This is a genomic window from Pseudomonas sp. ESBL9 (assembly GCF_036668715.1).
GTDB classification, from domain to species: domain Bacteria; phylum Pseudomonadota; class Gammaproteobacteria; order Pseudomonadales; family Pseudomonadaceae; genus Aquipseudomonas; species Aquipseudomonas lundensis.
In genome coordinates this window covers 1129054-1150244 of the sequence record NZ_JAZEVV010000001.1, presented here as the reverse complement: position 1 = coordinate 1150244, position 21191 = coordinate 1129054, and the positions used below count along the sequence as shown (strand labels likewise).

At 63.4% G+C, this 21191-nt stretch carries 18 protein-coding genes; 14 read left to right on the top strand and 4 right to left on the bottom strand.

Translation table 11 applies throughout. The features are described from left to right. Window positions 1–441 precede the first annotated feature (441 nt). From V6F78_RS04895 to V6F78_RS04885, 3 genes are read right to left on the bottom strand one after another with little or no spacing between them, the layout of a single operon-like run. Window positions 442–2571, bottom strand: a complete 2130-nt coding sequence (locus V6F78_RS04895; RefSeq protein ID WP_332726740.1) for an oxidoreductase — start codon at window positions 2569–2571, stop codon at window positions 442–444. Between the two features lie 26 nt (window positions 2572–2597). Then, entirely contained in the window at window positions 2598–3425 is an 828-nt protein-coding gene (locus tag V6F78_RS04890) for an alpha/beta fold hydrolase (RefSeq protein WP_070414510.1), read from the bottom strand. Window positions 3426–3442: 17 nt separating this feature from the next. Next, window positions 3443–4774 carry a spinster family MFS transporter gene (locus V6F78_RS04885; protein ID WP_047276596.1) on the bottom strand — a complete coding sequence of 444 codons (1332 nt, stop codon included), beginning with the start codon at window positions 4772–4774 and terminating at the stop codon, window positions 3443–3445. 310 nt (window positions 4775–5084) lie between these two features. On the opposite strand from V6F78_RS04885, the gene V6F78_RS04880 reads away from it, so the two are divergent. From V6F78_RS04880 to V6F78_RS04815, 14 genes are all read left to right on the top strand, one after another. Beyond that, the gene (locus tag V6F78_RS04880; RefSeq protein WP_047274384.1) at window positions 5085–5819 is read left to right on the top strand and encodes an SDR family NAD(P)-dependent oxidoreductase; all 735 of its coding nucleotides are present in this window, start codon (window positions 5085–5087) and stop codon (window positions 5817–5819) included. 21 nt (window positions 5820–5840) lie between these two features. Then, a complete protein-coding gene (locus V6F78_RS04875; protein WP_048374787.1) occupies window positions 5841–6614 on the top strand; it encodes an SDR family NAD(P)-dependent oxidoreductase in 774 nt (257 codons plus the stop codon). A gap of 46 nt (window positions 6615–6660) precedes the next feature. Continuing rightward, window positions 6661–7290 carry a nuclear transport factor 2 family protein gene (locus tag V6F78_RS04870; protein WP_047274388.1) on the top strand — a complete coding sequence of 210 codons (630 nt, stop codon included), beginning with the start codon at window positions 6661–6663 and terminating at the stop codon, window positions 7288–7290. Window positions 7291–7299: 9 nt separating this feature from the next. Further along, a complete protein-coding gene (locus tag V6F78_RS04865; protein ID WP_332726734.1) occupies window positions 7300–8373 on the top strand; it encodes an alkene reductase in 1074 nt (357 codons plus the stop codon). Then, window positions 8370–10232, top strand: a complete 1863-nt coding sequence (locus V6F78_RS04860) for a long-chain-acyl-CoA synthetase (RefSeq protein WP_047282662.1) — start codon at window positions 8370–8372, stop codon at window positions 10230–10232. The genes V6F78_RS04865 and V6F78_RS04860 overlap by 4 nt, the downstream gene beginning before the upstream one ends. Then, a complete protein-coding gene (locus V6F78_RS04855; RefSeq protein ID WP_047293496.1) occupies window positions 10225–11310 on the top strand; it encodes an MBL fold metallo-hydrolase in 1086 nt (361 codons plus the stop codon). Before V6F78_RS04860 ends, V6F78_RS04855 begins: the two co-directional genes overlap by 8 nt. Before the next feature lie 80 nt (window positions 11311–11390). Then, window positions 11391–13061: a DUF1302 domain-containing protein gene (locus V6F78_RS04850; protein ID WP_095007676.1), complete on the top strand. Its 1671-nt coding sequence runs from the start codon at window positions 11391–11393 to the stop codon at window positions 13059–13061. Window positions 13062–13134: 73 nt separating this feature from the next. After that, complete coding sequence (locus V6F78_RS04845; protein ID WP_047274400.1) at window positions 13135–14346, top strand: thiolase family protein; 1212 nt, start codon at window positions 13135–13137, stop codon at window positions 14344–14346. A 5-nt stretch (window positions 14347–14351) separates the two neighbouring features. Then, complete coding sequence (locus V6F78_RS04840) at window positions 14352–15296, top strand: bifunctional OB-fold nucleic acid binding domain-containing protein/MaoC family dehydratase (RefSeq protein WP_047293493.1); 945 nt, start codon at window positions 14352–14354, stop codon at window positions 15294–15296. A 153-nt stretch (window positions 15297–15449) separates the two neighbouring features. Further along, the gene (locus tag V6F78_RS04835; RefSeq protein ID WP_047293491.1) at window positions 15450–16340 is read left to right on the top strand and encodes a VOC family protein; all 891 of its coding nucleotides are present in this window, start codon (window positions 15450–15452) and stop codon (window positions 16338–16340) included. A 10-nt stretch (window positions 16341–16350) separates the two neighbouring features. Next, window positions 16351–17226, top strand: a complete 876-nt coding sequence (locus V6F78_RS04830) for a CoA transferase subunit A (protein WP_047274406.1) — start codon at window positions 16351–16353, stop codon at window positions 17224–17226. A gap of 11 nt (window positions 17227–17237) precedes the next feature. Next, window positions 17238–18035 carry a CoA-transferase subunit beta gene (locus V6F78_RS04825; RefSeq protein WP_047293488.1) on the top strand — a complete coding sequence of 266 codons (798 nt, stop codon included), beginning with the start codon at window positions 17238–17240 and terminating at the stop codon, window positions 18033–18035. 17 nt (window positions 18036–18052) lie between these two features. After that, a complete protein-coding gene (locus V6F78_RS04820) occupies window positions 18053–18958 on the top strand; it encodes an enoyl-CoA hydratase (RefSeq protein ID WP_047293485.1) in 906 nt (301 codons plus the stop codon). Continuing rightward, window positions 18955–20028 (top strand): NAD(P)H-dependent flavin oxidoreductase, encoded by a 1074-nt coding sequence (locus V6F78_RS04815; RefSeq protein WP_332726730.1) that lies wholly within the window; start codon window positions 18955–18957, stop codon window positions 20026–20028. The genes V6F78_RS04820 and V6F78_RS04815 overlap by 4 nt, the downstream gene beginning before the upstream one ends. Here the strand turns inward: V6F78_RS04815 and V6F78_RS04810 are convergent. Then, the gene (locus tag V6F78_RS04810; protein ID WP_332726728.1) at window positions 20025–21134 is read right to left on the bottom strand and encodes a Gfo/Idh/MocA family protein; all 1110 of its coding nucleotides are present in this window, start codon (window positions 21132–21134) and stop codon (window positions 20025–20027) included. The genes V6F78_RS04815 and V6F78_RS04810 overlap by 4 nt on opposite strands. Window positions 21135–21191: the final 57 nt, after the last annotated feature.

Here is a 21191-nt window from a genome sequence, read left to right as displayed (position 1 = left end):
TTCGGGTAGCGCATACGGTAAACGCACTTTTGTGAAAAACCTATGAAAGACAGATCAACAGAACCTGTTTCCATCAGGCAGACAGGTGCTATTCAGGAAAGTAATTACCGCGTGCGAAGTTAGCGTGGGGTGTTTGAGTTTTAGGCGTTTAAATGCCGGGCGTGTTCATGAGGGATTTAAATGCCCGGCACGCTAAGTCAGTTAACAACGTTTAAGACGGCATTAACGGTTTTAAAAAATAGCGTCCACCTGCGGGTATGTGAATCGGATCACATGGATGGACGCTGTGGGCAGGGGTTAGTTCAAACCCCTCCAGCTGTGGGCCTTGGAAAGCGCCACTGAGCGCTGTCGGGGGCGTGGTGGCGAGCATCCGTGCTCAGGGGCCGCTGCTTGATGGGCAGGTCAGCCCATGGCGCTGCGAAAAAAGCGCCCGTGTCAGTTTCAGGCATCCCGCCCGGCTTGATGCCCGGCACGGATGGCCCCTTCGATATAACCCATATTCTGGCAGTCGCCGATGCTGCGCGCCGGCAACCCGGCATGGGTCAATGCGTCGAGCAGGCGGGTGTCGGGTTGCGCGCCAATGGCCAGGACCACCGAGTCTGCGGGGCTTGTGCCAGGTTGGCCATCCGCCAATTGATAGTGGACCGCGCCCCCGTCGATCGACGTCACGCTGGCCCCGGTGATCAGCTCACCGCCATGGGCGCGGATTTCATGCAGCACACGCCAGCGCCGCACAATGGCCAGTTCCCGGCCCAAGTGGCTGCCGCTTTCGAGTACGCAGACCTGACGGCCGCGGGCGATCAGGAACTCTGCCAGCTCCAGCCCCACCAGCCCGCCGCCGATGATGGTCACGCGCTTGCCCAGCGGCATCCAGACCCTGGACAGTTTCTGCATCGCCTCGCTGCTGTCGGTCACGCCCGCCAGGCTGCCGGCTTTCATCAGGGTGCGTTGGGCGAACGACAGTTTGCGCCGGGCAATCTCCTCAGCCCGGTCGCCGGTCATCAGCCGACGCAATTCATCACCGCTCCATACGTGGTCCTGATCGGCGCCGGGAATCGACGGTGCGGCCCGCTCGGCCCCCACGGCCACCAGCACCTGATCGGCTGCCAGATCCCGCAACAGCGCCGGGGACGCTTGGGTATTGAGGCGAATATCCACCGCCGAACGTTCGAGCTGCGCACGCAGGTTGTCCAACAAACGGGCGTTTTCGGCATACGCCAGACCCGCAAAAAACAGCGTGCCACCGAGGCGGTCGCTGCGTTCCAGCAAGGTCACGCGGTGCCCCCGGGCACTGGCCACCCGCGCCGCCTCCATACCGGCCGGGCCAGCGCCGACCACCACGATATGTTTGGGCTGCTCGCACGGCGTGATGACGTACTCGAACTCGTGCCCGGTCATGGGGTTGACCGCGCATTTGACCCGCTCGTTGACGAAAATCTGGCTCACGCACACGTAGCAATAAATGCACGGGCGGATGGTGTTTTGTTGGTTGTTGAGCAGCTTGTTAGGCAAGTCGGGGTCGGCCAGCAGTTTGCGGGCCATGGCGATGAAATCGCAGTCACCACGCTTCAAGGCGGCCTCTGCGGCCTCGGGTTCGATGCGCCCGACGGCAATCACCGGCACGTCCACGCTGCGCTTAAGGGCCGCGGTCCATTCCATAAAGCCGCTTGGCTGATGCACCAGCGGCGCTTCGGTGAACACTTCGCCGCTGGTGATGCGGGCGCTGGCCGACACACTCACCGCGTCCACGCCTGCCGCTTGGGCCATGCGCGCCACCGCTTTGGCGTCCTCCAGATCAATACCGCCGGGGGTGTGCAGCTCCTGGGCATCGAGCCGCAGCCACAGCGCGAATTCGGCACCGACCCTGGCGCGCACCGCTGCGATGATCTCCAGCAGCAAGCGGGCGCGGTTTTCCAGCGGGCCGCCGTACTCGTCGTCGCGTTGGTTGTAATACCCCGACAGGAACCCGGCAATGATGTAGCCATGGGCGGCATGCAGTTCCACGCCGTCAAAACCCGCCCGTTTGGCGCGCTCGGCGGCGCTGGCGAACCATTCGGTCATTTGTGCGATGTCGGCGCGGTCCATGACCCGGATCGGGGAGCCTTCAGCGCGACGCTTCATCGAGCTGACAAAGTTGGCCAGTTCTTCGGGGGTCAGGGCGGCCATCATGTCGCTGTGCAACACCGGCGGCACCGAGGGCACCCACAGCTGGCGACCTTCGGCCATGTCCCGCACCGAGGTCTTGCCCGCGTGTTGCAACTGCATGGCGATCTTGGCGCCGTGTTGGTGGACCCGTTCGGCCAGCCGGCTCAGCCCCGGCAAGAACGCATCGCTGGACACGCCCACCTGATAAGGCTCGGCGGTGCCAGCAGGGAAGGCCACCGAACACACGCCCATGATCAGCAGCCCGGCGCCGCCACGGGCACGCGCTTCGTAATAGGCCTGAATGCGTTCGCCGCAATGGCCATCGGCTTCTGCGAAATTGGAGCCCATGGGCGCCATGATGATGCGGTTGCGCAACGTCAGTGAACCGATGCGACCGGGTGCCAGCAACTGAGGGAATGTTGTCATTGTCAGGTCAGTCCAAGCAGGTGGGTTTATTCGTTCAAAAACGCCAGGCACGTTTTATTGAACAGTTCCCGGTGTTCAACCTGCACCCAATGGCCACAGCGATTGAGCAGGGTGAAGCGCGCATTCGGCGCATGTTGCAGCACCTTCAAGGCCCCGCTCGCCGGGTTGAAGTTATCGTCGGTGCCCCAGAACCCCAGAATCGGGGCCTGTATGGCTTCAAGTTGCTGGGTCATGTTCGGCACCATCATCGTGCTGAACAAGTTGCGCGGCTGGTGCGCGGCCACGGCCACGCGTTCGGCCAGCAGCTTGTCGTCCAGCTGCGAGCTGTCAAACAGTTGCAGGCTCATGATCCGGCGCATGTGCTCGATGTCCAGCGGGCCTGCGTTGTACAGCTCGACCATGCGCTGGATGCCGATCATCTCGAAGTAGGTTTCCCGCTCTTCAACGCCGCCGGGTGCCATCAGGATCAGCTTTTCAACGCGCTGCGGTTCAGCCAGCGCCAGGCCCAGGGCAATCGCGCCGCCTAACGAGTTGCCGAGCACGGTGGCGCGGGTAACCCCGACCGCCTTGAGAAACCCCGACAGGGCGGTGACGAAAAAATCCAGGTTGTACTGCACGTCTTCTGGCTTGTCGGAGCGGCCGAAGCCCGGCAAGTCCACCACCAGATTGCGAAAGCCAGCGGCTGCGAACGCCGGGTAATTGCCTTTGAAGTTGCTGAAACCGCTGGCTCCCGGGCCGCTGCCATGCAACCACAGCACCACCGGGCCGCTGCCTTCATCCAGAAAGTGCAGGCGCAGGCCACTGTCCAGCGTGACGAAATGCCCAGTCGGCAGGGGCAGGTCTTGTTCGGTCATGACTCAATCTCCAAAAATCAGGCTGTGACCGCTTTGGCCAAAGGCGCGGCGGCAGGGGTCGGATGGATCAATTGATTGCGGTAGCGGGGCAAGGCCAGGGCCAGGAACACCGACGCCAGGACCAGCAACGACACGCATGAGGCGAGGGCATAACGCAGCCCTTCGTTGCCCAGACGGTGTGCAAAACCGTCACTGAGCATGCCGATCAGCAACGGCCCGACACCGACCCCCAACAGGGTCATGGCCATCACAAAAATCGACGTCGCCTGTGCCAGTCGCGTGGCCGGGAACAAGTGCGAAATGGCGCCCAGGCACGGGGTTGCCCACCATGTGCCGAAGAAGCTGAACACCGAATAAAACAAAAACGCGGTGGGCACGGGGGTGTTGCCGACATAAAACGCCGTGCCGGTGGGCCACAGGAAATACGCCAGTGCGAAGGGAATGCTGATGAGCGTGCCCAGCAGCGGCACCCCGATTTGCCAGCCCTTGTCGCGGCGTGCCAGGCGGTCGCACAAGACGCCGCAGGTCAGGGTGCCGAGCGTGGCGCCCGCACCGCCCGCCACCCCGGCCAGCAAACCGGCGTCTTGCAGGCTCAGGCCATGGGAGCGAATCAAAAAGCTTGGGCTCCAGGTGCCGATGGCGTAACCCGCGATGGCCGCCGAGCCACCCGTGAGCACAATCCACACAAACGAGGGCATTTCAAACAACTGACGCAGGGTCACGGCCCAATGGTCCTGAACCACATCGGCCGGTTTGACCAACTGTGCGGGTTTAGGCGCCCGCACGGTGAGCAACAGCAGCAGGCCGAGAAACACCCCCGGTGCGCCGATGATCACAAAGGCATTGCGCCACCCGTAATGCTGAGCGATCCAGCCGCCGAGCCCGAGGCCGAAAATCGCCCCGAGGCTGGAACCGAGCATCAGCACCGAGAGGGCGGTTGAACGACGCTCCGGGGGGTACAAGTCCGACACCATGGCCATCGACGGCGCCGTGCCCCCGGCCTCACCGATCGCCACGCCGATACGCGCGACTACCAGCATGCTGAAGCTGGCCGCCAGGCCGCAGAACATCGTCATCACGCTCCAGGCGATGCAGCTGAAGGCAATCACCGATTTACGCCCGACCCGGTCGGACAGGCGCCCAAGGGGGAAGCCGAACAGGGTATAGAACACCGCGAATGTGACGCCCGACAGCAGGCCGATGCCGGTGTCGGAAATGCCGAATTCGGCTTTCACCGGTTCGATCAGAATCGCCATCAGCAAGCGGTCGATGTAGTTGAAGACGTAAATGGCGGCCAGTACGCCTAATGCGTAATGCGTTCGCCAGGTGGGGCGCAAGGGTGTGCTCACGGCGGGTTCTCCCGGTTTTTGTTCTAGTGGGAAGGGTTATTTCACAGGCAGGTCGAAAACAGCATCGTCCGTTCAGACCACCTTCGGCGCGCAGGCTGTTTGCGTGTCTGTGCGGCCTGCCATGCCAGCTTGCCCGGAGTCGATGCCCAAGGCTGCGAACCCCGTCACGTCGTTGTGAACCCGCCGAACTCGGGGTTAGTCCCATCGGACGATGTTGCGCGCTGGCCTGCAGTCAATGATTGCTCCCCAATCCCGCCGTCAGCCGTTCCGCGCTGCAGTCGGGCAGCACTCTGGCAAGCGGGAGAAACGTATGAAGCTGATCAATAAAGTGGCATTTGTAACCGGCGCAGGCCAAGGCATGGGGCGCGCCATCGTGCGCCACTTTGCCGAACAGGGCGCCCATGTGGTGGCCGCCGACATCAACCTTGAGGCAGCGCGCCAGACCATCGAAGGGCTGGGCGACAACGCCATGGCCGTGGACTGCAACGTGGCAGACAGCGACTCGGTCGCCACCGCCATGGCGGCGGTGTATGCCCGCTTCGGCCGTTTTGATGTGCTGGTGAACAACGCCGGTATCGGCTCCATCGATGCCTTCGCCGACACCCCTGACGAACATTGGCAGCGCGTCATCGGCGTCAACCTGACCGGCCCGTTTTTTTGCAGCCGCGAGGCGGTGAAGCTGATGCTCAAGGCCGCAACGCCGGGCGTGGTGATCAACATTTCCAGCACCGCCGCCATCACCGGCGAAGGGCCTAGCCATTACTGCGCGGCCAAGGCCGGGGTAATGGGCCTGACCCGCAGCATGGCCCGTGAACTGGCAGGCCAGGGTATTCGCGTGAACACCATCGTCCCCGGCCCGACCAACACGCCAATGATGGCGGACATCCCGGACGACTGGATGCACAGCATGCTCAAGGCCATCCCGCTGGGGCGCATGGGTGAAACCGAAGAAATTGCCCGGGTCGCCGCATTTTTGGCCAGCGATGACGCCAGTTTCATCACCGGGCAAAACCTCGCGGTCAACGGCGGCATGGCGTTCATCTAACAGCGGATTGAGGAGCAGGTCATGGGCAGTCGTTTACAAGGCAAAGTTGCATTGATCACTGGCGCCGGTTCAGGCATTGGCGCGGCCACCGCGTTGCGGTTTGCCGAGGAGGGCGCGCTGGTCGTGCTTTGCGGGCGCCGGATCGAACCGCTTGAAGCCGTCGCCGCACAGGTGCGCGATGCCGGTGGTCGCGCCGAATGCGCCGTGGCGGACGTGAGTCAGGAAGCCGCCTTTGTGGCGGCCATTGAGGCCGCGGCCGCGCGCAACGGGCGGTTGGACATTCTGGTCAACAACGCGATGGCCTATAGCTGGGGCGCGATTGACAGCACCTCGACCGCTGACTGGCACTCCAACTTTTCCACCACCGTGGACGGTACGTTCTGGGGTACACGCACCGCCATGGGCCTGATGCGTGCGCAGGGCAGCGGTTCGATCATCAATATTGCGTCGATCTGCGGGGTGTTTGGCACGCCGTGGATGGCCGGTTATTCAGCGGCCAAGGCGGCGGTGATTAACTTCAGCCGCGCGGCGGCCAGTGAAGGCGCCAGCCACAACATTCGCTGCAACGTGGTGATTCCGGGCGTGGTGCAAACACCAGCCACCGGCGGCATGCTCACCGACGACAAGACCCGCCACAACACCGAAAAACTCATTCCGCTCAAACGTGTCGGCCAACCCCGCGAGGTGGCCAACGCCATTTTGTTCCTGGCCAGCGACGAGGCGTCGTACATCACCGGCGCGAGTCTGCCGGTTGATGGCGGGCGCAGCAGCGAGCTGTACACGGTTCTGGAATAGCCCCACCGGGCAACCGTTTTTAAAGATCGTTTGAAGGACACCGCTTATGGAACAGAACGCCTTGCTCGCCCGTCTCGACCGGCTGGAGTCGATCGAAGAAATTCGCCAGTTGGCCGGCAAATATTCGTTGTCGCTGGACATGCGCGACCTTGATGCGCACGTCAATCTGTTTGCCGAAGACATTCGCGTCGGGCGCGAGAAAACCGGGCGGGCGCACCTCAAAGCGTGGGTCGATGACACGCTGCGCCATCAGTTTCAGGGCACCTCCCACCATCTGGGCCAGCACCTGATTGAATTCACCGACGCCGATCATGCCATTGGCGTGGTGTATTCCAAGAACGAGCATGAAACCGGCCCCGAGTGGGTGACCATGCAAATGCTGTATTGGGATGACTACGAACGCATGCAGGGGCGCTGGTATTTCCGCCGTCGCCTGCCGTGCTACTGGTACGCCAGCGATTTGAACAAGCCGCCGATAGGCTCGCAAAAAATGCGCTGGCCGGGGCGCGAACCCTACGCCGGCACCTTCCATGATTTGTTTCCGTCCTGGAACGACTTTTGGGCCAACCGCCCCGACAAGGATCAGTTGCCCGAAGTGGCCGCTGCCGCGCCCCTGGAACACTTTCTTGCCACCCTGCGCCGTGGGGCTGGCGCACCGTCGATTCGCGTGCGCTGAGGAGCTGCCATGAGCATTTTGTTTGAGCCTGTGCGTTTGGGTGAGTTGCAGTTGGCCAACCGCATCGTGATGGCGCCGATGACCCGCAGCCGCGCCGATGCCAACGCGGTGCCAACGCCTGAGATGGTCGAGTATTACCGCCAGCGCGCGTCTGCCGGACTGATCATTGCCGAAGGCACCGCGCCGTCGGCCAGTGGCCTGGGCTATTGCCGCACCCCGGCGATTTACACCCCGCAACAGATTGCCGCCTGGAAAGCCGTGACCGAGGCCGTGCACGCCGAGGGCGGCCTGATCGTGTTGCAACTGATGCACGTGGGCCGGGCCGCGAGCGCGCACAACAAACCCGCCGGGGCGTCCACCGTCGCGCCTTCGGCGTTGCGGGCCCGCACCCAGTTGTTCACCGACGTGGCGGGGCTGGTCGATACCGACGAACCGCAAGCGTTGTCGTTGCAGGACATCGCCCAGGTGATCGAGGAATACCGGCAGGCCGCCCTGAATGCCCGCGAAGCCGGGTTTGACGGCGTTGAGTTGCATTGCACCAGTGGTTACCTGCCGATGCAGTTCATGGCATCGGGCAGCAACCGGCGTGAAGACCGCTACGGCGGCTGTGTGGAAAACCGCGTGCGGTTCCCGGCCGAGGTGCTGGCGGTCATGGCGTCGGCGATCGGTGCCGGGCGCGTCGGGCTGCGCTTGTGCCCGGGCAACCCGTTCAACGACATCAGCGATGACGACCCCCTGGCCACGGCTGAGGCCTTGTGCAGCGCCGCCGAGCCGCTGGACCTGGCCTATGTGCACATCATGCGTTCGCCCTTGCCGACCCTGGATGCCTTTGCCCTGGCGCAACGCTATTGCAGCAGCGGACTGATCCTCAATGACGGCTTTGACGGCCCCGGTGCAGAAGCTGCCTTGCACGCCGGGCAGGGCGAAGCGGTGTCGTTTGCGCGGCACTTTATCGCCAACCCGGACTTGGTGCATCGCTTGCGCCACGGCTTGGCGCTGGCGCCTTTCGAGCGCAAGACCCTGTATTCCCCAGGCCCCGAAGGCTATAGCGATTACCCGTGTGCAGAGGCGGTGGCGCCATGAACGACATGACCCATATCCATACGCCCCTGGCCACCTTGCAACAGCCGGTGCCGCGCGAACACACCCAGGCCCTGCTGGACCGGCGTGCGGCCGCCAGCGCGCAGATCAAGCCATCGGACCTCTACACCCTGGCCGACCGCCTTGAAGCGCAGGCGCTGCGTTTTGCAGAGCGCCCGTTTTTGATTTACGGGGGCCAGACCTACACCTATGCCCAGGTCGACGCCCAGGCCAATCGCATGGCCCACGTGTTTTATGACAACGGTTTGCGCCCCGGCGATGTGTGTGCGATTGCCATGGAAAACCGTCCGGCGTTTTTCTTCAGCTGGTTCGGGCTGGTCAAGCTCGGCGCAGTGGCCGCGTTCATCAACACCCAGGTCAGCGGCAAACCGTTGGTGCACGCCCTGGAATCCACCGCCGCCAAGGCCGTGGTCGTGGGTGAAGAATGCCTGGGCAATGTCTTGAGCACCGACGGCTTGCCTGACGTGCCGTGGTGGTTGATCCGCGACCCGGAAAACCCCAGCGACGCGGCATTACCGGCCTGTGTTGACGAGAGCCTGGCCGTGCAACTGGAGCGCGCACCGGCCACGGCGTTCCCCCGTGACGGGCGCGCCAGTATCCCGGCCGAAAGTACCACCTTGCTGATTTTTACGTCGGGCACCACCGGGCTGCCGAAGGCGGCGCGTTACAGCCATATGCGCTGGCTGTCGTCGGGGGATGTGATGGAAGTGACCCTCGGCGCCACCTGTGAGGACGTGTTCTATTGCTGCCTACCGCTGTACCACGGCGCCGCGGCCACCTCGGTCACGTCCACGGCTTTGCGGGCCGGCGCGAGCATTGTGGTGCGGCGCAGATTCAGCGTCCGTGAGTTCTGGCACGACGTGCGTCAGCACGGCATCACCACCTTTCAGTACATCGGAGAAATCTGCCGTTACTTGCTTAACCGGCCGGTGGTCGCAGGCGAGCGTGAGCACAGCTTGCGCTACATGCTCGGCGCGGGGCTGACGCCTGATTCCTGGCAACGCTGGATCGAGCGCTTCGGGCCGATTCAGGTGTTCGAGGGCTGGGGCTCCACCGAAGCCAACGCCAATCTGATCAACGTCGACAACTACGTCGGCTCGTGCGGCCGGGTGCCGGACTGGAGCCGCACCAATCTGCGACTGGTGCGCTATGACATCGAAAACGACATCCACCCGCGTGACGCACAAGGGTTTTACCAACTGTGCCAGCCGGGCGAAGTGGGTGAGGCGATGGGGTTTATCGTCAACCATCCGCAGATCGGCGGTGGACGCTTTGAGGGCTACACCTGCGCGCACGCCACCGAAAGCAAGATCCGTCGCGATGTGTTTGAGCCGGGGGACGCGTACTGGAGCTCGGGCGATCTGTTGCGTTATGACGACGACGGTTACTTCTATTTCGTTGACCGCATCGGCGACACGTTCCGCTGGAAGAGTGAAAACGTGTCCACGCTGGAAGTGGCCGACACCCTGAGCGATTTGCCGGGGCTTGAGTTGATCAACGTCTACGGCGTGCAAGTGCCCGAGCACGAAGGGCGGGCCGGGATGGCCGCCATTCTGATGCAAGACGGGCATTGTTTTGATCCGCAGGCGTTTTACGACCTGACCGAAGCACGTTTGCCGCGCTATGCGGCGCCCGTCTTTGTGCGGGTTTCGGCAGCGGCCGACCTGACCAGCACCTTCAAATTGCGCAAGGTGGATTTGCAGCGCCAGGGCTATGCGCCGTGCCTGTTTGCCGACCCTTTGTTTGTGCGTGACGACAGCAGCGGCACCTACCAGCCGTATTCATTGCAGGTGCTGGCGCGCGCGGGATTGCCGCCGTTCGTGAGCAGCGACCATGAATGACGTCGACGCCCGGGGGCATGAATGGCGCGACGGGCTGCGCTACCCGTGGCCGCACCCGCCTGCCAACGGTCAGGTGCAGACGGTGGCCGAAGGCGTGCTGTGGCTGCGCATGCCGCTGCCGTTCGGGCTGGACCATATCAACCTGTATTTGCTGCGCCATGGCGAGGGCTGGGTGGCGGTGGACACCGGGCTCAACACCCCGCAATGCCGTGAGGTGTGGGCGCAGGTGTTTGCCGGAGCGATGGCGGGCCTGCCGCTCAAGGCGGTGATCTGCACGCATTTTCACAGCGATCACACGGGCGTGGTGGGGTGGCTGGCCGAGCGCTTCCGCTGCCCGGTGTTGATGACCCTGGGGGAGTTCGACGCGTTGCACCACGGCCCGCCCAGGGGCACGACCCCGGACTGGGCGTTTCTCGATTTCTACCAAAAGGCCGGTTTCAGTGCCGAGCAAACGGCCGCGCTGCTGCCGTTGATTCAGAGCGAGCATTTTCGCCCGCAGCTCGCGGCCGGTTTCGTCCGGTTGCAGCACGGCAGCGAACTGCGCATTGGCGGGCGCAACTGGCAAGTGGTGATGGGCAACGGCCATTCACCTGAGCATGCCTGCCTGTACAGCGCCGAGGACGGGTTGCTGATTTCCGGCGATCAGGTGTTGCCGCGCATTACCTCGACCGTGGCGGTGCACGTCACCGAGCCGGGTGCCAACCCGTTGCAGGACTGGCTCGACTCCATCGAGCGGCTGCGGGTGATTCCCGACAGCGTGCTGGTGCTGCCAGCCCATGAGCGACCGTTTTTCAACCTGCATGCGCGGCTCGATCAGTTGCGCGACCACCACCACAACCATTTGCAACAGCTGCTCGATGCCTGCGCTCAGCCGTGTTCGGGGCTGGAGATGATGGGCGTTCTGTTCAAAAAACTGTCGGGCCGTTTTGACGAGTTGATGGCCCTGGGCGAGACGCTGGCGCACGCCAACTACCTGATGGCCCAGGGCAAGCTTGTACGTGAAGAACAAGGAGGATTGCACCGTTACCGGCGTGCCCGGACAGGAGATTCGACGTTCAACCCGCTCGCGCTGCACTGAGCGGGGCCGTATGCGCCAACCCACGCAATGACGCTTGAACCCATCGATGCGGCCGCGTGTCGCGAATCAGGAGAGGCAGTGTGATTAATAAAAACAACAATAAATGTCCGGGGCTGCGCCCGCACACGGTTCAGGTCACAGGCCTGGCCGCCGCCGTCGCGTTGTTCGCCAGCCCGTTGTGGGCCGGTGAGACCATCGAGTTTGACAATGGCGCGACCCTGGATTGGTCGGTGACCACCAGTTATGGCATCGGCATGCGCCTGGGCGCCCCCAGCGATCGCTTGATGGGCATTAACGCGGATGACCCGAACCGCAACTTCGACCAGCACAGCCTGACCACCAACCGGATCGGCGCGCTGGGCGAGATGATCCTGCGCAAAGACAACTACGGTGCCGTGGTGCGGGCCAGTACTTTCTATGACGATGTGTACCACCGCCACAACGACAACGACTCCCCGAGTACCGTCAACAAATATGGCAGCAATGACACGTTCACCAGCGACACCCGCACTTACAGTGGCGGGCGCACGCGGCTGCTGGACGCCTATGTGTTTGGCGGCTGGCGGTTTGAGAACGACACCATGCTCGACGTCAAGGCCGGGCGGCATATCGAATCCTGGGGCGAGAGCCTGTATTACCCCGGTGTGAATGGCGTGCAGAACCCGTCCGACGCGGTCAAGGCCGCGCAACCGGGGGTGGAGGTCAAGGAAGTGCTGCTGCCGGTCGGGCAGGTGTCGGCCTCGTACCGGATCAACCCCGTGCTGACCCTCGGCGGCTATGTGCAGTACGAGTGGAAAGGCACCGAACTGCCACCGGTGGGCAGCTACCTGTCGACCTCCGACGTGATCGGGCCGGGCCGTGAGTTTTTGTACGGCGCCGGGGGCGCCAAGGTGCCTTACAACGGCACCGACGATCCGCGCGACAGCGGCCAGTGGGGCGCGCAGATCCGTTTCCGGCCGCTGCCCGAGCTGGAAATGTCGCTGTTCCATGTGGTGTACCACGATAAAAACCCGGCCACGGCGCTGATCGGCTATGACCCGCTGCCGATCAACAACGGCCAGTACGCGTACACCAGCAACGGCTACCGGATCAAATACTTTGAAGACATCAAACTGACCGGGATCAGCGCCACCACCAAAATCGGCGATACCCAGGTCGGCGCCGAGTGGTCGTACCGCGACGGCGCGCCGGTGATGGTCAACACCGGGCTGGGGCCGGTGCCGACCCGTGGCAAGGGCCAGCAACTGCAAGTGTCGGCCATGCGCATTCTCGGAGACCGGCCGTGGGCCAGCCAGACCACCCTGACCGGCGAAATCGTCACCGTGCGTGTGGATGACGTGGACGATGTGTCCGGTGCGCCGAACCTGTTGGGTTTACCGCTGGACCCGCGCTATGCCGGGGCCGTGCAGCCGTCCAATGACTACACCTACAAAACCGGTTCGGCCTGGCGCACACGCTCCTCCAGCGCATACACCGTGGGCGCCTCGTTCAGCTACCCGGGCGTGTTCAATGGTTGGGACCTGGAAGTGCCGTTCACCTACTCCGATGTGTTCAGCGGCGCGGCGCCGATGTCCGGCACCATCGCCGGGGTGGCAGGGGATCGACGCCTGAGCGCGGGCACCACGTTCAAATACTTGAGCAATCTGGAAGTGGCCTTCAAATACATCGCGTACTTGGGTGAGCCGGACCCGATCAAGCGGCCGCTGGCCGACCGCGATTACGCGACGTTCTCGATGAAATACACGTTCTGAGCCCTTCGTCCCTGTCCTCGCTGCATCGCGCAGCGTGGGCAGGGCCCAGCATTCGACATAAAGAGAGAAACCCATGGGTCTTAAAGGTCATGCGGCCATTGTCGGCAGCGCGCAGTACAAACCGGAAAAATACGCCACGGCCCCACGCATGTTCCACCTGGAGCAAGTGGCGGACCTGGCGGCCCAGGCCTTGCGGGACGCAGGGCTACAGGCCAGTGACCTTGACGGGCTGGTGATCAACGGCCCGCAGTTTCATGAGGCGTCGGTGTTCGTGCCCGCCATGGCGGCCGAATACCTGGGGCTCAAACTGAACTTCGCTGAAGTGGTGGACTTGGGCGGCTGCACCTCGGTGGGCATGGTCTGGCGCGCCGCCGCGGCCATTGAGTTGGGGTTGTGTCAGGCGGTGTTGTGCGTGCTGCCGGCGCGCATGGCGCCCATGGGCCCGGACGAAGACCCAAGCTGGATGGCCCGGGCCATGCGCTTTGGCGGCCACAGCACGGCATTTGGGGCGCCCGAAGCAGAGTTCGATTTGCCCTATGGCCACATGGGTCAAAACACCGGTTACGCCATGATCGCCCAGCGCTATGGCGCGCAATACGGGTACGACCCGCGGGCGTTGGCCAAGATCGCGGTAGACCAACGCACCAATGCGCAATACAACCCGCAGGCGATGTTTTATGGCCAGCCGCTGACCATCGAGCAGGTGCTGGCGAGCAAAAAGGTTGCCGATCCGCTGCACGTGCTGGAGATCGTCATGCCGGTGGCCGGTGGCGCCGCGATGATTATTGCGTCCAAAGAAGTCGCGGCCCGGGCTCGCAAGCGGCCCTCGTTTATCACCGGGTTCGGTGAACACTTGGCATTCAAGTCGCCGTCCTACGCCCAAGACATGGTCCATACCCCGATCGGCCCGGCGTCGCAGCGGGCGTTCAACATGGCCGGGCTTAAACCCGGGGACGTGGACGCCGCGCAAATCTACGACTGCTACACCATCACCGCGCTGTTGACCCTCGAAGATGCCGGTTTCTGCGGCAAGGGCGAGGGCATGAATTTTGTGCGCGAACATGATTTGACCTGGCGCGGCGACTTCCCCATGAACACCCATGGCGGCCAGTTGAGTTTCGGCCAGGCCGGGTCGGCGGGCGGCATGAGCCAGGTGATCGAGGCCGTCACGCAAATCGCCGGGGCGGCGGGCGAGCGACAACTCAAACGCTGTGACACCGTCTACGTCTCAGGCACCGGCGGTGTGATGAGCGAGCAGGGCGCGCTGATACTTCAGGGAGCATGAATCCAATGTCCAATAACAAACCAATGCCCGTGCCGACCGAAATCTCCGCGCCGTTTTGGGAAGGTCTCAAAGCCGAGCGCGTGCTGATACAACAGTGCAACCCGTGCGGCCAGTGGGTGTTTTACCCGCGTCGGCATTGCCCGGCGTGCCTGGCCCACGACCTGAGCTGGCGGGAAGTCAGCGGCGAGGCCACCCTGTACAGCTTTACCGTGACCCGCATCCCGACGCTGCCGGATTTCGCTGACGAAATGCCGCAGATGCTGGCCGTGGTCGAGCTGGATCAGGGCGTACGCATGAACACCAACCTGGTGGGGCTGGAGGCGTCTGAAGTCAGCATCGGCATGCGCCTGCGGCCGGTGTTTGCAGAAGTGGACGCCCAGGGCAATCGCCTGCTGCGCTTTACCGGCGTGGACAAGGACGCGGCCGGGCTCAGGCCACGGCCTGGCGTCGAGCAGCCTGCGCCTGTGGAACCGGCCCGTGCCGCGGTGCGCCAGATCGCGCTGAGCGATGACGCAGCCTTGCAGGGGTTGGTCAGCGAAACGTTCAGCCCGTGGAGCAATCAGGTGATTGTCGATCAGGCGCTGATTGACGCCTTTGCGCAGTTGTCCGGCGATGATTACTGGATTCACACCGACCCGGAGCGGGCGCGCAAACAGAGCCCGTTCGGCGGCACCATTGCCCACGGCGCGCTGGTGCAGATCCTGCAATCGCGGATGCACCTGAACCTGGGTTACGAGATCACCGGGTTCAGCAATATGGTCAATTACGGATCGGACCGCTTGCGCTTCCCGTCGCCGGTGCCCGCCGGGGCCACCATTCATGCGCGGGCGCGGGTCAAGAAGGTGGAGAAGGTCAAAAGTGGCACCCAACTCACCCTTGAACTCAATACCCATGTACTGGGCAACGAGCGGCCCTCGGTCATCAACGAGCTGGTGATCCTGTACATGTAAACCTCTTGCACCGTCGTCATTGCCCGGCGCGCAGCCTGTGTGCCGGGCAACGACGCCCCCCTCGGCGCCCGTTAGTCTCAACGGACGATGATCCCCGCTCCCTTCCTTCCCATACTCCCCTCAGCCACTACAGACAGGCGTTGAGGAGCAGGCATGATCGACATTCGCGGTTTGAGCTACTTCGTTGCACAGTCCCCCGATCCCGTTGCGTGGCAGCGTTATGCCGAGGATGTGCTGGGCATGATGGTGACGCCAGCCCCCTCGGGCGGGCTGTACGTGAAGATGGACGAGCGTCCGTTTCGCATGCTGATCGTGCCCGGTGACGAGGCGCGTTATGTGGCGTCCGGCTGGGAGCTGGGCAACGAAGCGGCGTTCAACGCCGCCATCGCCACCCTCAATCAGGCCGATGTCAGCTGGCGTCAGGGCAGTGCCGAGCAGTGCGAACAACGGGGCGTGCAAGCGCTGGTCCACGTCACCGACCCGTCAGGCAATCGCCACGAGTTGAGCTGGGGCCATCGTTCCGATTGCCAGCCTTTTGTGTCGCCTCAAGGCGTGCCGCGCTTTATCACCGGTGACATGGGCCTAGGCCACACGGTGCTGCCCGCGCCGAACTTCGATGCGACCCTGGCCTTTGCCAAGGACGTGCTCGGGTTTGAGCTGTCGGACATCTTCAACTTCCGGCCCGACCCTTCGGCGCCGCCGATCCGGATTCACTTTCTGCATTGCAAAAACAGCCGCCATCACAGTTTGGCGCTGGCGGAGTACCCGGTGCCCTCGGGCTGTGTGCACGTCATGGTCGAGGTCGACAACATGACCGAAGTCGGCCGCGCCCACGACCGGCGCCTGGCCCATGACGTGCCGTTGTCGGCCACGCTGGGCCAGCACCTGAATGACCGGATGACCTCTTTTTACATGAAAACCCCGTCGGGTTTTGACCTTGAGTACGGCTATGGCGGCCTGCTGGTGGACTGGCAGGCGCACAGCGCCTTCGAATTCACCCGGGTCAGCCTCTGGGGGCACGACTTTTCAGTCGGCCAGCAGTAAGGAGCGTGAGATGAACAAGCAAATGACAGCGGCCGATGTGGTCGGCCAATTACGCGATGGCATGACCATCGGGTTCGGCGGTTGGGGCCCACGGCGCAAGCCGATGGCCATCGTGCGTGAAATCCTGCGCTCGGACGTCAAGGACCTGACCGTGGTCGCCTATGGTGGCCCCGAAGTCGGGATGCTCTGCGCCGCGGGCAAGGTCAAGAAACTGGTGTTTGGCTTTGCCACCCTGGACGCCATCCCGCTGGAAGCCCACTTTCGCAAGGCGCGCGAAGCGGGCGGGTTGCAACTGATGGAACTTGACGAGGGCATGTTGCAATGGGGACTGCGGGCAGCGGGCATGCGCCTGCCGTTCTTGCCAACCCGCTGCGGCCTGGCCACCGATGTCACGCGGCTCAACCCCGAGATCAAACAGGTGCAATCGCCCTATGACGATGGCGAAGTGATGCTGGCCATGCCCGCCCTGAACCTCGACATCGCGTTCTTGCACGTCAACGTGGCCGACCGCCTGGGCAACACCCTGGTGACCGGGCCTGACCCGTACTTCGACCACTTGTATGCCCGTGCCGCCAAACAGTGTTTTGTCTCGTGCGAACGGCTCGAAGAGCGCCTGAGCCTGGACGCGCAGCAGGCGCGGTTCAACACGTTTGAACGTTATTTGGTGACGGGTGTGGTGCACGCGCCCTTTGGTGCGCACCCGACCTCGTGCCCGTCCGATTACGGCTGGGACTTGAGTCACTTGAAGCGCTACAGCGCCAGCGCGGCCCAAGACGGTGGCTGGGCCGCCTATGTGGCCGAGTTCGTGACCCCCGGCGAAAGCGCTTATCAGGCCAGCAATGGCGGTGTCGATCGGCTGAGCGCATTGCCGCTGCCCGTGTTTTAAGGAGCATGAATATGTCTGCTGATTGCGAATTTTCCCTGGCTGAACTGCTGATTGTGGCCGCCTCTGAAGCCTGGCGCGGCAACGGCGAAGTGATTGCCTCGGGGCTCGGGGTGATCCCGCGTCTGGCGGCCAGCCTGGCCAAAATGACCCACAGCCCTGAACTGTTGATGACCGACAGTGAAGCGTTTCTGGTGGAAGAACCGATCCCGTTGGGCCCTCGCGGTGACGTTGAGCCGCGCTATTCGGGTTACCTGTCATTTGAGCGGGTGTTCGAATGCGTCTGGGGCGGTCGTCGCCATGCCATGATCGGCCCGACGCAAGTGGACCGCTGGGGTCAGACCAACCTGTCGTGCATCGGTGATTACCACACACCCAAAGTGGCGATGCTGGGCGTGCGCGGCTTGCCCGGCAACAGCATCAATCACCTCAACTCATTCTTCATCCCCGCCCACAACACCCGGGCGTTTGTCGGGGGCGAGGTGGACATGGTGTCGGGCGTGGGGTTTAACGACGCGCGTTGGGAACCGGGCATGCGCCGCGACCTGATGGACATCCGCCTGATCGTGAGCGACCTGTGCGTCATGGATTTCGGCGGGCCACAGCGGGCCGCGCAGGTGCGTTCGCTGCACCCGGGCGTGCGTTTCGAACAGGTGCAGGAAAACACCGGCTTCCCGCTGCTCAAGGCGGCCGACCTGCACCCCACCGTGGCCCCGACCGCCGAGCAGTTGGCGTTGATCCGCCGGCTCGACCCCCATGACTACCGCGCTGCTGCGCTCAAGGGCAATCCGCCCGGCATCCGTCAGGCCTGACGCCAAGGATCACTCTTATGAGCATCGACAGTGAATTTGTGCAGCGCGTTGACAGCGCTGTGTATGAAACCGATGAGCCGGTGTTGTACGCGGTGGTCGAGGGCGTGGCCAGTGTGACGCTGAACCGGCCGACGGTGAACAACGCGCAGAACTCGCAAATGACCTATGCACTGGACGATGCGTTCAGGCGTGCGGTCAACGATGACGCGGTCAAGGTCATCGTGCTGCGGGCCAATGGCAAGCACTTTTCGGCCGGGCACGACATCGGCACGCCGGGGCGCGACATCAACAAGCCATTCGAGCGTGCCCACCTGTGGTGGGATCACACCAACAAGCCCGGCGGGGAGTATTTGTATGCCCGCGAGCAGGAGGTTTACCTGGGCATGTGCCGGCGCTGGCGCGAGGTGCCCAAACCGACCATCGCCATGGTGCAGGGCGCGTGTATTGCGGGTGGGCTGATGCTGGCCTGGGTGTGCGATTTGATCGTGGCCAGTGACGATGCTTTTTTCCAGGACCCGGTGGTCCGCATGGGGATTCCGGGGGTGGAGTATTTCGCTCATCCGTACGAACTCAACCCGCGCATTGCCAAGGAATTTCTGTTCACCGGAGACCGGATGAGCGCCGAGCGTGCTTATCAAATGGGCATGGTCAATCGCCTGTTCAGCCGGGAGGAGCTGGAGGCCGGGACCTACGCGCTGGCCGCAGCCATCGCCCGGCAGCCGCGCATGGGGCTGGCCCTGACCAAGCAAGCGATCAACCACGTCGAGGACTTGCAGGGCAAGCGCACGGCGATGGACGCAGTGTTCGCGTGGCATCACTTTGCCCATAGCCACAACGAACTGCTGTCCGGTGACAAACTGGGCGGTTTCGATGCCAAGGCCATGGCCGACGCCAACAAGGCTGCTGCGGGTGAACGCCGATGAGTGACTACCTGAACACGGCGTTGACCCAGGCGCTGGGCTGCCGTTATCCGATTGTGCAAACCGCCATGGGCTGGGTGGCGGACGCTAATCTGGTGATCGCCAGCACCCAGGCGGGAGCCTTTGGTTTTTTGGCCGGAGCGACGATCGCTGCCGATCAACTGAAGGGTGAAATTCAACGGGTGATCGAGGCCACGGGCGGTAGCAACTTCGGTCTTAACTTTCATATGTTTCAGGACAATGCCGCGCAGTGCGTGGACCTGGCCATTGAATACCGCCTGCGTGCGGTGAGTTATGGGCGCGGGCCTGACCGGCAGACCATTGACCGTTTCAAACGCGCCGGGGTGTTGTGCATTCCCACGGTGGGCGCCCTCAAGCATGCGATCAAGGCCGTGGAACTGGGCGCTGACATGGTCACCGTGCAGGGCGGCGAGGGCGGCGGCCACACCGGCGGCGTACCGGGCACCATCTTGCTGCCACAGGTGCTGGATGCGGTGCAGGTGCCGGTGATTGCCGCGGGCGGCTACTCCACCGGGCGCGGCCTGGCCAGTGCGCTGGCGTGCGGTGCCGCGGGGGTTGCCATGGGCACGCGGTTTCTCATGACCCGTGAATCCCCCACGCCGGTGCAGACCCTGGAGCGTTACCTCAAGGTCAACGACCCGCAGCAGATTCGGGTCACCACTGCCGTGGACGGCATGCGTCACCGGATGATTGAAAATGCCTTTATCAACCGGCTGGAGCGTGCCAGTGCGTTTGGCCGTTTACGCATTGCGCTGGGCAGTGCCTGGCAATGGAAGCAACAGACCGGCATGAGCCTGCGGCACATGCTCGGGGTGTTTGCCCAGTCGGTCAAAGAAGACCCCGGCGCGCTGTCGCAAACCGTGATGGCCGCCAACCAGCCGGTGCTCTTACAGCGCTCGATGGTCGACGGCGTGCCGGATGAAGGCATATTGCCCAGCGGACAGGTGGCGGCGGCGATTGGCGAGCTGAAAAGCTGCCAGCAGGTGATTGAGGAGATGGCGCAGGAGGCTGAGCGCTGTTTGCGGGCCGTCAGCACGCCGTATCCCCGTTAATCGAGGCTGACCCAGCGCTGCTCCTGTGCTGCGCGGCGGATGGCGGCGGCCAGGCGCTCCACTTGCCAGGCTTCTTCGAAATCCGGGCCGGGGGCGGGCACGCCGGCGCAGGCTTGAATCACGGCGTGGACTTCGAGGGTTTTCAGCTCGTTGTAACCCAGTTGATGCCCCGCCGCCGGGCTGAAGGCGGCATAGCCCGGCAAGTTGGGGCCGGACAGCCGGCGCTCGAAACCTGATTGTCCTTGCAGGCACACGTGCAGTTCGTTCAGGCGTTCCTGATCGAACCTGAGCGTGCCCAGGGTGCCGCTGATTTCGACGCTCAGGTGGTTTTTGTAGCCGTGTTTGAGCCAACTGCTGCTGACGCTGCCGCGGGCGCCATTGCGAAAGCGCAACAACGCGTGAGTCTGGTCGTCCACGTGGATCGGTGTGTGCCGCGGGTCGGTATGACTGGCGGGTCGCAGCGGGTGGACGGTCTGGCTGTCGGCGCACACCGCCTCGACGTCGCCCATCAGGTAGCGGGCGAGGGCCAGCACGTGACTGCCCAGATCTGCCAACGCTCCCCCGGCATGTCCGGCTTCGCAGCGCCATGACCAGGGCAAGGCCGGGTCGGCCATGAAGTCTTCGCTGAACTCCCCTGCAAAGCTGATGAGCCGCCCTAGCTCGCCTCGCGCGATCATTTCGCGTGCCTGCACCAACACCGGATTGTGCTGGTAGTTGTAACCGACCCGCGTGACCACGCCTGCAGCCCGGGCGGCCTGATGCATGTCATCGGCCTGTTGCAGGCTGACCGCCAGGGGCTTCTCGCAGTACACGGCCTTGCCCGCCGCGATGGCAGCCATCGCCATGGGGAAATGCAAGTGGTTGGGGGTGGTGATGGCCACCAGGTCGACCTTGGGATCGCTGATTAACTGCTGCCAGTCGCTGTGGGCGCGTTCAAACCCCCAGGCCGAAGCGCACTGTTGCGCCCGTTCGGCGTCTGCATCGGCCACGGCAGCCAGGCGCAGGTGCACCGGCAGTTCGAATGCTGCGCAGACATTGCGGAACGCCAGCGCATGGGCGCGCCCCATAAAGCCGGTGCCGATCAGACCTATTCCCAGTGAACGCATGGCAACTTCCTTTGGATGTTTTATTGTAAGGAAGTACCTTTATGGAATTAAATTTCC